Raw genomic sequence first — 12821 nt, 5'->3', positions numbered from 1 at the left:
AAGGATATTCCGGCAAGCCACCCAAAAGGCAGCCATTCGCGCCGTTGGACCTAACGCTACGTCGTAGCAAAATCAAGGTCAATAGTGTTGACATAACAATGTTTCCGGTATTGTATCTATCATATCAGCCATAGGTGATACAATGCCTCCGCATCCCCTGCCCCGCCTGTCGACCCGCGCACTGGCCATGAAGGCCTCGGAAATCCGCGAACTGCTCAAGCTGGTATCGCGTCCGAGCATGACCTCGTTTGCGGGCGGCATTCCCGACCCGGCGCTGTTCAATGTCGGGCTGTTCCAGGATGCGTACCGGCAGACCTTTGCCGGGCCGTCGATCGCGCGCGAAGCGCTGCAATATTCCACCACCGAGGGCTATCTGCCGCTGCGCGAGTGGATTGCGGCACGTATGGCGGCCATGGGGATCAATTGTGGGTCCGACAATATTCTGATCACCGGCGGCTCGCAGCAGGGGCTGGACCTGATCGGCAAGCTGATGCTTGACGCGGGCGACGCCGTTGCCACTGCACAGCCGACCTATTTGGGCGCATTGCAGGCGTTTTCAGCCTATCAGCCGACCTTCGAAGCATTGGGGGCGGCGCGCGCGGGCGCCTGCCCGGCCAAGTTGATCTATCTGGTGCCCGACTTCGCCAATCCGACCGGCGAGACGATGACCCTGAAGGCCCGTCATGCCGCACTGGCGACGGCGGACGCCATGGGCGCGCTGATCGTCGAGGACGCCGCCTATTCGGCGCTGCGCTACGACGGACAGGACCTGCCCGCGATCGCAGCGCTGGATCAAGCGCGCGCCGGCGGTATCGAGAGCACCCGCACGCTCTATTGCGGCACGTTCTCCAAGACCCTGTCGCCCGGAATGCGGGTGGGCTGGATTTGTGGGCCAGCTCCGCTGATCCGACGGCTGGTCCTACTCAAGCAGGGCGCGGACCCGCATACGGCGACCATCAACCAGATCATCATTCACCACGCCGCGGTGGACAGCTTCGATGCACAGGTGACCCGGATTCGGTCCGTGTACCGCACGCGGCGCGACGCCATGCTGGCGGCATTGCAGCGCTATGCGCCCGATGGCGTACACTGGACAAGGCCCGAGGGCGGCATGTTCGTGTGGGTGACGTTGCCGGGGCACATCGATGCCGGGGACCTGCTCAAGCAGGCGCTACGGGCGGATATCGCGTTCGTGCCGGGTTCGGCGTTTTTCCCGGATGGTTCGGGAAGGAATACCATGCGGCTGAGCTTCTCGCTGTGCGACGAAGCCCAGATCGAGGGCGGGATTTATAAGTTGTGCGAGTTGGTTGGGCAGGTGGCGCGAAGGGCGGAGATGGTGGTGGGAGTATCCTGAGCGTTGTGTGCCCGACCTCGTGGTTCGAGGCTCACAAGAGTTCGCACCTCACCATGAGGTCTCAAAAGCGAAGGCCGCCGCAATTTGCGGCGACCTCGATAGCTCAGTAGCCCTCATGGTGAGGTGGGAGCGCAGCGACCCTCGAACCACGAGGGCGTGCCGAAACCTAACCCGCTGCCGTATAAGCCGTCTTCACCACCGTGAAGAACTCGTTCGCATACTTGCCCTGCTCGCGCGGCCCCATGCTCGACGCCTTGCGGCCACCGAAGGGGACGTGGAAATCGACACCGGCGGTGGGCACGTTGACCATCACCATGCCGGCTTCCGAATTGCGCTTGAAGTGCGTGGCGTATTTCAGCGACGTCGTGACGATGCCGGCAGACAGGCCGAACTCGGTGTCATTCGCCGTAGCCAGGGCTTCGTCATAATCCTTGACGCGGATGACGCTGGCGACCGGCCCGAAGATTTCCTCGCGGGAAATGCGCATCTGGTTGGTGGCCTCGGTGAACAGCGTTGGCTGCAAATAGAAGCCTTCGGTCGCGCCCTTCACCAGCTCGCCGCCAACGGCGAGCTTGGCGCCTTCGGCCTTGCCGATGGCGATGTAATCGGTGTCCTGCTTGAGCTGGCTGGCGTCGACCACCGGGCCGATTTCCGTATCCTTGTGCAAGGCATCGCCCACACGCAGATTGCGAACGCGCTCGCCCAAAGCGGCGACGAAGGCATCATGAATGCCTTCGGTGACGATCACGCGCGAGGACGCGGTGCAGCGCTGGCCGGTGGAGAAGAACGCCGACTGCGCCACGGATTCGACTGCGACTTTGAGGTCGGCGTCATCGAGCACGACGGTAGGGTTCTTGCCGCCCATTTCGAGCTGGAACTTGCGGCCGACTTCGATGGAGGCCAGCGCGACGCGCTTGCCGGTGCCGACAGAGCCGGTGAAGGTGATGGCGTTGACGTCCTTGGATTCCAGCATGGTCTGACCGACGACCGAGCCCTTGCCCATCACCAGGTTCAGCACGCCCTTGGGCAGGCCGGCGCGAACGAGGATGTCGACGATGGCCCAGGTCGAGCCGGGGACCAGATCGGCCGGCTTGATGACCACGGTATTGCCATAGGCCAGAGCCGGAGCAATCTTCCAGGTCGGGATGGCGATGGGGAAATTCCACGGCGTGATGATGCCGACGACACCGATCGGCTCGCGGGTAATCTCGACGCCGACGCCGGGGCGCACCGACGGGAGAATCTCGCCAGCCAGGCGCAGCACTTCACCAGCGAAGAAATCAAAAATCTGCGCGGCGCGGGTGACTTCGCCAATGGCTTCGGGAAGGGTCTTGCCCTCCTCGCGCGCCAGCAATTCGCCCAGTTCGGCCTTGCGGGCCAGGATTTCCTGGGAGGTTTTGCTGAGGATCGCATGGCGCTCCAGAATGCCCGAGCGCGCCCAGGCGGGGAACGCGGCCTTGGCGGCGGCGATGGCCTGCTTGGTCTCGTCGGCGGAAGCCTGCGCGTAAACGCCAACCACGTCATTGATATTGGACGGGTTGATGTTGTCGCGCCCCTCGGTGCCGACCCATTCGCCGCCGATGAGGTTCTGATGCAATGTCATGATGATGCCTTTTGAGAGGAATTCAGAGAAGATTGGCCGCGGCGAGATCGCGCAGCAAATGGCTGGTGCCATAGGTCCAGGCGGGGGCGAGGGTCGAGAGGTTCACCCTGTTAGATAGTGTGCCTAGGCTCGATGTCGAGATCGAGACGGTATCTCCGAGCTTGTGGGTGAAGCCCTTGCCGACCCCGTCGCGATCCTTGACCGGCGCGAACATGGTGCCGAGATAAAGCACCAACCCGTCGGGATATTGATGGTGGCGGCCGATGGTGGCTTCAACCAGCGAGGCTGGCGTGCGCGAAATCTGGCTCATCGAGGAATGACCGTCGAGAACGAAGCCGTCCTCGCCCTCGACGCGTAGCGCGATTTCGGCCTGGCTGATGGTTTCGAGGGTGAATTTGCCATCGAACAGGCGGATGAAAGGCCCCAGCGAGGCTGACGCGTTATTGTCCTTGGCCTTGCCCAGCAAAAGCGCTGAGCGACCTTCGACGTCGCGCAGGTTGACGTCATTGCCGAGCGTCGCGCCGACGATCTTGCCGGCGGAGCTGACCACCAGCGCCACTTCCGGCTCTGGATTGTTCCAGCTCGACACTGGATGCAGGCCCACATCGGCGCCAAACCCGACCGACGCCATGGTCGGCGCCTTGGTGAAAATCTCCGCGTCCGGCCCGATTCCCACTTCGAGATATTGGCTCCAGACGCCCTTGGCGATCAGTGCCGCCTTGACCTTGATGGCGGTTTCCGAGCCGGGGACGAGTTCGCTGAGATCAGTGCCGATCAGATCGAGAATTTCGCCGCGCAGCGCATCGGCACGGGCTTTGTCGCCACGCGCCTGCTCTTCGATCACCCGCTCCAGCAGCGACACCACGAAGGTCACGCCCGAGGCCTTGATGGCCTGCAGATCGATCGGCGACAGCAGTGACGGCTTGGCGGAATCGGTGACACGAGCCCAGCTATTGGCGACGATGGCATCAGCGGAACCGATGGATTTTCCTGTCGCTGCAGCGACATAGCCGGCCGGATCGGCGCTTTCGGCGATATCGCGCACCGTGGCCATGCCGCGCGCGGTGATATCGACAAGATCGCCATTCCGCACCGTCACCACAACGGGATGGGAAATGCCCGGCACACGGGCGCGCCCGAGCAAAACGCCGTCCGCGGGATAGATCACTTCGCTCATGCCGGTCCCCTGAAATGTTAGTGGCTGAGTAACCCGCCCCACCCCTATCGCGCAAGGTTTATGGACCTCAAAGCGGCTCATCCCTTCGCCGCACAGGTTTCCACAACCTGTTCAAGTTCAGTTCAGGTATGCCCCATTATGGACGCATTAGGTGGCGAAGTGTCCCCGCCACGCCCTCAAGGAGTTCTTTCATGCGTCCCCTGATCGGTCTTATTCCCTTCGCCCTGCTGGCCAGCCTGTCGCTTCCCGCTCTCGCCGGCACCATCGCGATCTCAGGCCATGGTGAAGTAACCGCCTCCCCGGACACCGCTTTCGTCACCTCCGGCGTGACCACCCAGGGCGCGACCGCACGCGAAGCGCTGGACCAGAACACCAAGGCGATGAACGACCTGCTGGCGGAGCTCAAGGCTTCTGGCATCGAAGCGCGCGACGTGCAGACCTCCGGCTTTTCGGTGAACCCGAATTACGTCTACACCGAAGAGCGCGATGCTAACGGCTATACGCTGCCCCCCAAGATCAACGGCTACCAGGTCAGCAACACGGTGACCGTTCGGGTTCGTGCGCTCGATACGCTGGGTTCAATCCTGGACAAATCGGTGACCGTGGGCGCCAACACCGTCAACGGCGTCACCTTCGCGGTTGCCGATCCGAGCGAACTGCTCAATGAAGCCCGCAAGGCCGCTTTTGCAGACGCGCGCGCCAAGGCCGAACTCTATGCCACCGCGGCCGGCGCAAAGCTGGAAGACATCGTTTCGATCAATGAAGGCCAGAATATCGGCCAGCCGCCCCAGCCCTATATGGCCAAGGCCATGATGGACGCCGCCCCCCGCACCGACGTCCCCGTGGCGACGGGCGAACTCAGTTTTGCCATCGACGTTTCGGTCCAGTGGGACCTCGAAGACGCCGGCAAGTAACCCAAACCCTCCCAAGGGTCTTGGACGGTGGGGATGGCCTTCGTAGTCAACCGTCCCCACCAACCCTATTGCAAAGGTCGGACGCAAGTCCGGCCTTTGCCGTTTTCAGTGCGCAGTAATTTTTCCGGCATGAATGCAAGCTGACGGCACTATTCAGGGCATGTAGAGGCCACCGGTTTTATGTGTTTGTGGCACATAAACAAAAAGGTTTCGCCGTGATATTGTCTCGATCAATAATAATGCTGTCTGTCGCGCTCGGCTGCACCGCTGTGGCCGCCGACGAAATTGACACCCGCCACTATATCTACATCGAAGCCGCCGGAACCGTTACCGCGCCGCCCGACCACGCCACGGTCGGCGTCTCGGTCATCAAGAAGGGTGGAACCCCGCAGGACGTGGTCGATGGCAGCATCAAGGCCACGGCTGAGCTGTTCGACGCGCTGGTGGCGATGGGCATCCCCAAAGCCGATATCCAGACCAGCAATTTCATTTTCGAAACCGTCTATATCCGTGCCGAAGGCGCCTCCGAATACGGAGCGGCCGACCCGGACCGCGACACCTTCGACGGCTATCGCGTGCGCAACTCGGTCACCGTCGACGTCAAGGACCTGCCCAAGATCGGCGCCGTACTGGCCGGTGTGGCGCGGCTCGGCGACGAGATCGGTTCAGTCACCTTCCTGTCGTCCAAGGCACCCGATTACTATGCCATGGCGCGTGACGAGGCGACGGCCAATGCACTGGCCAAGGCCGAGGCCTATGCAAAGTCGACCGGCGTGACACTCGGCGCCCTGCTGGCGTTGCGCGAAGGCGGCGGCTACGACAATGATACAATGGAATATGGCCCGGTCGACGGCGAGGCCGATTTGGCAATGTCGTCCGTTCCGATAGCGCCGGGCACACTGAGCTTTTCGTCCAGCATTTCGGCGAAGTGGGAAGTCACGCCGGTCGGGGAATAGCCCCGGCCTGCCTAGCCGTAAACCACCTTCCACAGCATGTTCAGCCCCACCAGGACCAGGAATGCCGCAAAAACGTATTTGAGGGTTTTCTGGTCCAGCCGGTGCGCGATGGTCGCGCCGAGCGGAGCGAAAATAGCAGCCAGCACGGCGACCAGCACCAGGGCCGGCAGGTTGATATAACCCAGGCTGAGCGGCGGCACGCCGGCGACACCCCATCCCGAAAAAATGTAGCCAATGGTGCCGGAGATGGCGATGGCGACACCCAGCGCCGCCGAAGTGCCCACCGCAGCGTGCATCTTGGCGCCGAATGCGACCAGCGTGGGCACGCTCAGCGAGCCGCCACCAATGCCCATCAGGGCCGAGATGAAGCCGACGACGAACGCCGAAATACGGTGCGTCAGGGCCGAGCCGTGCAGGTGACCCATCACCTTGTCCTGGAAACCGAACACGATATTGGCGGCAATGACGAAGGCCATCACCGCAAAGACCACGCGCAACACGTCACCCGACAGGAACGCCGCGGCCAGCCCGCCGATCAGGGTGCCGATGACGATGAACGGCACCCACAGCTTGAGCGTGGGCATATCCAACGCGCCGCGCTTTTGATGCGCCCGCGCGCTCATGAAGCCGGTCGGGATGATGATGGCGAGAGATGTGCCTACCGCCACGTGCTGGACCACATCGCTGCCGAAACCGAGCACCGAAAGGGCGGTGGCCAGCGCCGGCACGATGATGGCGCCGCCGCCAATGCCCAGCAGGCCGGCCGCAATGCCCGAACAGACACCAGTGACCAGCAGGCCAACCACGAACGGCCAGTACGATACGAGTGTGCCCCAATCCATCATGCGTCTCCAATAATATGCAGCACCACCTCGCGCCGATGGGGGCGCGTGCGGTGCTCGAACAGATAAATGCCCTGCCAGGTGCCGAACACCGGCCGGCCTTGGGCAATGGGAATTGTGACCGAGGTCTGGGTCAGCGCCGCCTTGATATGGGCGGGCATGTCGTCGGCGCCCTCGGTGGTATGAACGATCCAGTCCATGCCCTGCGGCACTAGGCGGCGGAAGAAGCCATCGAGATCGGTCTTGACGTCGTCGTCGGCATTTTCCTGGATCAACAGCGAGCAGGACGTGTGGCGGCAATAAACGGTGAGGAGGCCCGTCACCACGCCCGCTGCATTCACGAAGCGGCGGACGTCACGGGTAAACTCGTAGAGTCCGGCGCCATCGGTGGAAAGGTTCAGCGTATCGAGAGATTGCAGCATGGCGAGTCCGGCGGTGTAGCTCCGGCCTAACACGGAGCGGCTCTGGCGGCCAGCGCCGCATTGGCGCCATCTTCGCCCCACCATGTTTGCCGGCCCGCCGACGGAACCTTGGCACAAGTCCAAGCGTTGCGGGCATTACGAGGGGATTTGCATCACATCGATAATCCTGGCGCCGTTCAGTCTCGGTTCAGACTAGCGCCGTGATGCTGGTACCAAGTGTCTGTCGACCACAAAGGAATCACAATGCGCATTCGAAACTGGCTCCTTACGAGCACCAGCCTGGGGTTAATGATTTTCGCGCCCATACCGGTCTTCGCGCAGGACGCACCAGCACCGGAATTGCCGCAGGTGTGTATTGACGCCGGGATCACCGATTTCGACGCCTGCGTCGCCGCCATGTCCGCCACGCCTCCCGGTCAGCCGATAGCGGTGCCCGAGGCCGCCCCGGCGCCTGAAGCTGCGCCTGCACCGGAGGCGGCTCCTGAGCCCGCCCCAGAACCCGAGGCTGTGCCAGCGCCTGAGCCTGCTCCCGAAGTAGCGCCTGAGCCCGCGCCCGAACCCGAAGCAGCACCTGCCCCGGAACCGGAGCCTGCCCCTGAGGTCGCCCCCGAAGCGGCACCTGAGGCTGCTCCTGAAGCAGCGCCAGCCCCAGAAGCGGCTCCCGCACCGGAGCCGGCTCCTGAACCCGAACCCGAAGTTGCGCCCGAAGCGGCCCAGCGGCAGGCCCCAGCGCCGGCCGCTGAGGAAGCCCCGCCAGCCCCAGAGCCAGAAGCCGCTCCTGAACCGGCTCCCGCACCTGAGGCCGCCCCCGCTCCTGAAGCTGCGCCGGCCCCGGAAGCCGCTCCGGCTCCTGAGGCTGCTCCAGCCCCAGAGGCCGCTCCCGCTCCCGAAGCTGCGCCGGCCAATGCCAATCTGCAGGCTGACCTGCAGGCACAGGTCAATGCCTATGACACCGCCCTTGCCGATCTGATGTCGGGTGGCGATGCCGCGGCGGCCCAAGCCAATATGGACGCCGCCCGCGCCCAGATCGCCAGCATCTGCGCTGCCGCCGGCTATGCCGACGTCAACGCCTGCCTCGCCGACAATGGCCTGAAGCTCACCGAAGTCCCGGGTTTGACCCCGGCGGAGCCAGCTCCGGCCGTACCAGCGCCGGCTGAACAGCCCGTTGGCGAAGCTCCTGTCGATGCGACGGGGCAGCCAGTCGAAGTCATCACCACGCTGCCCGAGGGCATCACCCAGGAGCAGATCGCTCCGGTGCTCGACAGCGCCAAGGATTTCGAAGCCGCACCCGCACCCGCTGATGGCCAGCCAGCCGCAGTAGTCGTGCCCGAGGCACCCGTTGCCCCGCCACCGGAAAACGATGCCGCCGCTCAGGCCGCCTTCGCGCCGGAAGAAACCGCCCGAGTCTCGGTCACCGAGGAGCAGGGCGAACAGGTGACTGCTGCTGCCGTCGCCCCGACGGTGGTGCCGCAGAACGTGACGATCATCAACCAGACCAATGTCGTCAACAACATCACCAACAACACGACGAATAACACCACCAACAATACCCAGAACAACACGCAGACCAATATCGGCCAGCAGACCAATATCGAGCAGAACGACCTGCGCCAGACCACCTATGGTGATCAGTTGACCCAGGTCATCCTGCAGATTGGCACCCAGTTGATCGTCAACACGCCCGGCCAGGATACCGACCGGTATTTCGACAACCAGCAGGATGAGGTGTTCTACGAAAACCTCAGTAATGGCCGCGTCCGCGAGACCATTACGCGTCCCGATGGCACCCAGATCGTCACCGTGCGCAACCGCAACGGCGACGTACTGCGCCGCTCGCGCTTCTCGCCGGACGGCCGCGAAACCGTGCTCGCCTATTTCGACGATCGTTATGACAACGACCTGCTGGAATGGCGCGATCCGGGCCAGGACCTGCCGCCGCTGCGCCTCAATATCCCGGTGCAGGACTACGTGCTTGATGCCGAAGATGCGGACCAAGATGATGTGGAAGTGTTCTTCCGCCAGCCACCGGTCGAGCAGGTCGCGCGTCTCTATTCGATCGATGAGGTCAAGCGGTCTTCCCGCGTGCGTGACAGCGTGCGCAAGCTCGAAGTGGGCGGCCTGACCTTCGATAGCGGTGCTGCCACGATCAGCCGTGATCAGGTTGCGGCCCTCAGCAACGTGGCCAACGCCATGCTTGGCCTGCTGGCGAACAATCCGGCTGAAACCTTCCTGATCGAAGGCCATACCGATGCCGTCGGCACCGATATCAAGAACCTGCAGCTCAGCGATCTGCGCGCCGCCACGGTGGCCCGCATCCTGACCGACTTCTACAAGGTGCCGCCGGAAAACCTGGCGACCCAGGGCTATGGCGAACGCTATCTGCGCATCCGCACCGATGCCGCCGAGCGCGAAAACCGCCGCGTCACCATCCGCCGCATCACGCCGCTGATCACCATGGCCAGCAACTAATCTGAACGGACGCTGAACACGAAGGCCGGGCACATCGCCCGGCCTTTTTTCTTTTTTTCTCCCGGTAACGATCCGGCCAACTTGCGACTGTGCGACGGCCTCGATTTCAGTATAGCTGCTGCTTAAATTCTGCAGCGGTACAAGGACCTTCAATGCGCTTTCGTTTTTGGCTTGCCGTTGTCGGCTTCTCTACTTTGCTGGCAGCACCCGCATTCGCGCAGGAAGAGATGCCTGAGGAGTGCGCGGGTTTTGCAAGCTACGACGAATGCCTTGCAGCACTGCAGGCCGGCGCGCCGGCCGAGGAACCGGTTCCTGCTCCGGAGGAGCCTGCCTACGAAGAGCCGGCCCCTGAGGAACCAGTCTATCAGGAACCCGCTCCTGAAGAGCCGATCTACGACGAGCCTGCTCCAGAGGAGCCTGTCTACGAGGAGCCGGCCCCTGAAGAACCCGTCTATCAGGAGCCCGTCTATGAGGAGCCAGCGGCCGAAGAGCCTGTGTATGATGAACCGGCAGCCGAAGAGCCGGTTTATGATGAGCCGACGCCTGAGGAACCCGTTTACGATGAACCGACCCCGGACGAGCCTGTCTATGACGAGCCCGTTCCCGAAACATCGGTAGACGAGGCTACGCCGGACGATACGACGGCCGTCGAGAACGACACGACGCAGGAAGATCCTGCGGCCGAGCCTGAAACGAGCGATGACGAACCGGCAGTCGTGCCCGACACCACGGACGAAGACACGGCCGTCGAGCCTGACGCGAGCGAAGAGCAGACCGACGTGACCGCCGATCAGACTGCCAACCCGGACCTCGTCATCGAGGACGACGCCGATGCCGAGCCGATGGCGGTCGAAGCCCTGGCTGAGGACGACCCGATCGCCGACTTGCCGGCCGAGGAACTCTTCACCGCCACCGAGCCGGTGGCGGAAGGCGTGTCGGCCAATGAGTCGGCGCCCCTGTTCGATAGCGCCAAGGACGGCACGGTCGATATGGAGGCCGATACCGGCGAGGATGTCGAGGCGCCCGAAAGCGACGAGGCGGCGCAGGTCGTGGCCGAGGTGACGCCCGAGCAGATCGTCGAAGCCAATGCCCGCACGGGGGAGGTGATGGCGGCCGCGCCCCAACTGGTGACGCCGCAGAACGTCACCATCATCAACAATGTCCAGAACACCTATATCTACGAGACCAACAACACCGTCATCATCAACAATTCCTATGCGGATCGCGACCGCATCTTCGGCGGGGATGAGAACTACCAGTTCGACCAGATCGGCGATAACCGCTTCCGCGAAACCGTCTACCGCGACGATGGTTCGGTTGTCGTCACCACGCGCGACCAATATGGCAATATCCTCGAGCGCTACCGCACCGACCCCTACGGCGACACCTATGTGCTGGCCTATTTCGACCCGGCCTATTACGACGACATGGAATATTGGGGCGATCCCGGCATCGACCTGCCGCCGCTGCGTATCACCATCTCGATCCGCGATTATGCGCTAGATTGGCGCTATGCCGATGCCGACGCGATTGCCTCGTTCTTCGCTGAACCGCCGCTGGAACGGGCCCGCCGCATCTATTCGATCGACGAGGTCAAGCGCTCCGCCCGCCTGCGCGACAGCCTGCGGCGACTGGAGGTCAACGACCTTAACTTTGCATCCGGCGCTGCCAGCCTGAACCGCAACCAGGTCAATGCGCTGAGCCGCCTGGCCGAGGCGATGTGGACCTTGCTCGAACAGAATCCGGCCGAAACCTTCCTCATCGAAGGTCATACCGACGCCACGGGTTCGGACCGCGACAACCTGCTGCTGTCGGACCAACGGGCCAGCAATGTCGCGCGCATCCTGACCCAATATTACGACATCCCGCCCGAAAACCTGGCTACCCAGGGCTATGGCGAGCGCTACCTGCGGATCAGGACGCCGCGCGCCGAGGCGCAGAACCGGCGGGTCACCATCCGCCGCATCACGCCATTGGTGACACCGTATTTCGCCAGCCGCTAAGATGAACGAAACATCGAACACCCGTTCGATATGCGTTCATGTTCGATCGCGCATACCAATCCTGCCGGATGCGAGGGCCTCCGGTAGGGGTTCGCCAAGGCTCAAGGCGCCAGCTAAGTCCTCAGCGAACCCCGCTGGCCCCGCCTCTAATTCCTTGAGCGCCCCATCTGCTCGCGCACGAACGCCCCGATCTCGGCAATCGCCTGCGCCGCTTCGGGCACATAGGACTGAACCTGGAACACGTGCCACAGGCCGGGCCACACCTTCAAAATCGTTTCCACACCCGCCGCCTGCGCTTTTTGCGCGAACAGCACCGAGTCATCCACCATCACCTCGTCGCCACCAGCGTGGATCAGCAGCGGCGGCAGGCCAGTGGGGTCCGCGAACAGCGGCGACAGCATCGGATCGGCCGGATCGCGGTTGCCCGCATACCATAGCCCCGCCTCGCGCAGACCCTCGCGGGTGATGATCGGGTCCTTGGCGCGCAACGTTTCATAAGACGGGCTGGAAACGGTCAGGTCAGTCCACGGCGCCATCAGCACCGCCGCCAGCGGCATTCTCGCATTGGCCTCGCGCAAGGCCAGCAGCATCGAAAGCGCCAGCCCGCCCCCGGCCGAGTCGCCGCCCACCACTACATCGGCCTCGCTCAGGCCCTGGCTCAGTAGCCAGCCATAGGCCAGCAGCGCATCCTTGACGCCGGCTGGGAACGGATGCTCGGGTGCCAGCCGGTAATCCGGCACCAGCACCCGCATGCCAGTGGCAGCCGCCAGATTGGCCGCCATGCGTCGATGCGTCTTGGGCGAGCCCGCATTGTAGCCGCCGCCATGCAGCAGCAGGAACACCTTGCCCTGCTGGCTCTGCGGCATGCTCACCCATTCGCCCGGCACGCCGCCGGCAATCACTGCCTCCACCACCGCCCCCTCGGGCAGCATGTGCGTGGTGAGGCACTCCTCCTCCCACTGGCGCCGGTTCTCGGTCAGGGTCAGGCCGACCTTCTTCGGCTTGGCAAACAGAACGTCGATTTCCTTGCGCGCGTCATCGCTGATCATTGGTTTTCCCCTCCGCGGTTTTGCCAGCATCA

General features: G+C 63.3%; 10 protein-coding genes. 5 read left to right on the top strand and 5 right to left on the bottom strand.

Features of this window, described 5'->3' with window-relative positions; translation table 11 throughout:
* The first annotated feature begins 142 nt into the window (after positions 1–142).
* Positions 143–1354 carry a PLP-dependent aminotransferase family protein gene (locus JWR51_RS11085; protein ID WP_299747345.1) on the top strand — a complete coding sequence of 404 codons (1212 nt, stop codon included), beginning with the start codon at positions 143–145 and terminating at the stop codon, positions 1352–1354.
* A 166-nt stretch (positions 1355–1520) separates the two neighbouring features.
* Here the strand turns inward: JWR51_RS11085 and JWR51_RS11080 are convergent, their stop codons facing one another.
* Entirely contained in the window at positions 1521–2957 is a 1437-nt protein-coding gene (locus tag JWR51_RS11080) for an aldehyde dehydrogenase family protein (protein WP_299747343.1), read from the bottom strand.
* Positions 2958–2979: 22 nt separating this feature from the next.
* Positions 2980–4134 (bottom strand): fumarylacetoacetate hydrolase family protein, encoded by a 1155-nt coding sequence (locus JWR51_RS11075; RefSeq protein WP_299747341.1) that lies wholly within the window; start codon positions 4132–4134, stop codon positions 2980–2982.
* A 191-nt stretch (positions 4135–4325) separates the two neighbouring features.
* On the opposite strand from JWR51_RS11075, the gene JWR51_RS11070 reads away from it, so the two are divergent.
* Positions 4326–5048, top strand: coding sequence for an SIMPL domain-containing protein (locus JWR51_RS11070; RefSeq protein WP_299747339.1), 723 nt, complete (start codon positions 4326–4328; stop codon positions 5046–5048).
* 239 nt (positions 5049–5287) lie between these two features.
* Positions 5288–6004, top strand: coding sequence for an SIMPL domain-containing protein (locus JWR51_RS11065; protein ID WP_299747337.1), 717 nt, complete (start codon positions 5288–5290; stop codon positions 6002–6004).
* Positions 6005–6015: 11 nt separating this feature from the next.
* Here the strand turns inward: JWR51_RS11065 and JWR51_RS11060 are convergent, their stop codons facing one another.
* Positions 6016–6846, bottom strand: coding sequence for a sulfite exporter TauE/SafE family protein (locus JWR51_RS11060; RefSeq protein WP_299747335.1), 831 nt, complete (start codon positions 6844–6846; stop codon positions 6016–6018).
* Positions 6846–7268, bottom strand: coding sequence for a secondary thiamine-phosphate synthase enzyme YjbQ (locus JWR51_RS11055; RefSeq protein ID WP_299747333.1), 423 nt, complete (start codon positions 7266–7268; stop codon positions 6846–6848). The genes JWR51_RS11060 and JWR51_RS11055 overlap by 1 nt, the downstream gene beginning before the upstream one ends.
* A gap of 288 nt (positions 7269–7556) precedes the next feature.
* Between JWR51_RS11055 and JWR51_RS11050 the strand changes: the two genes are divergently transcribed.
* Positions 7557–9737: an OmpA family protein gene (locus JWR51_RS11050; protein ID WP_299747331.1), complete on the top strand. Its 2181-nt coding sequence runs from the start codon at positions 7557–7559 to the stop codon at positions 9735–9737.
* Positions 9738–9889: 152 nt separating this feature from the next.
* A complete protein-coding gene (locus JWR51_RS11045) occupies positions 9890–11740 on the top strand; it encodes an OmpA family protein (protein ID WP_299747330.1) in 1851 nt (616 codons plus the stop codon).
* Between the two features lie 146 nt (positions 11741–11886).
* On the opposite strand, the gene JWR51_RS11040 is transcribed toward JWR51_RS11045, so the two are convergent.
* Positions 11887–12789 carry an alpha/beta hydrolase gene (locus tag JWR51_RS11040; RefSeq protein ID WP_299747328.1) on the bottom strand — a complete coding sequence of 301 codons (903 nt, stop codon included), beginning with the start codon at positions 12787–12789 and terminating at the stop codon, positions 11887–11889.
* Positions 12790–12821 lie beyond the last annotated feature (32 nt).

It is taken from the genome of Devosia sp., assembly GCF_028290625.1.
Classification (GTDB): domain Bacteria; phylum Pseudomonadota; class Alphaproteobacteria; order Rhizobiales; family Devosiaceae; genus Devosia.
This window is presented reverse-complemented; position numbering and strand designations above follow the sequence as displayed.

Bases quoted from the DNA above. Each gene is read 5' to 3' on its own strand.
- JWR51_RS11085 (WP_299747345.1), top strand. From the start codon at position 143: ATGCCTCCGCATCCCCTGCCCCGCCTGTCGACCCGCGCACTGGCCATG.
- JWR51_RS11080 (WP_299747343.1), bottom strand. From the start codon at position 2,957: ATGACATTGCATCAGAACCTCATCGGCGGCGAATGGGTCGGCACCGAG.
- JWR51_RS11075 (WP_299747341.1), bottom strand. From the start codon at position 4,134: ATGAGCGAAGTGATCTATCCCGCGGACGGCGTTTTGCTCGGGCGCGCC.
- JWR51_RS11070 (WP_299747339.1), top strand. From the start codon at position 4,326: ATGCGTCCCCTGATCGGTCTTATTCCCTTCGCCCTGCTGGCCAGCCTG.
- JWR51_RS11065 (WP_299747337.1), top strand. From the start codon at position 5,288: ATGCTGTCTGTCGCGCTCGGCTGCACCGCTGTGGCCGCCGACGAAATT.
- JWR51_RS11060 (WP_299747335.1), bottom strand. From the start codon at position 6,846: ATGGATTGGGGCACACTCGTATCGTACTGGCCGTTCGTGGTTGGCCTG.
- JWR51_RS11055 (WP_299747333.1), bottom strand. From the start codon at position 7,268: ATGCTGCAATCTCTCGATACGCTGAACCTTTCCACCGATGGCGCCGGA.
- JWR51_RS11050 (WP_299747331.1), top strand. From the start codon at position 7,557: ATGATTTTCGCGCCCATACCGGTCTTCGCGCAGGACGCACCAGCACCG.
- JWR51_RS11045 (WP_299747330.1), top strand. From the start codon at position 9,890: ATGCGCTTTCGTTTTTGGCTTGCCGTTGTCGGCTTCTCTACTTTGCTG.
- JWR51_RS11040 (WP_299747328.1), bottom strand. From the start codon at position 12,789: ATGATCAGCGATGACGCGCGCAAGGAAATCGACGTTCTGTTTGCCAAG.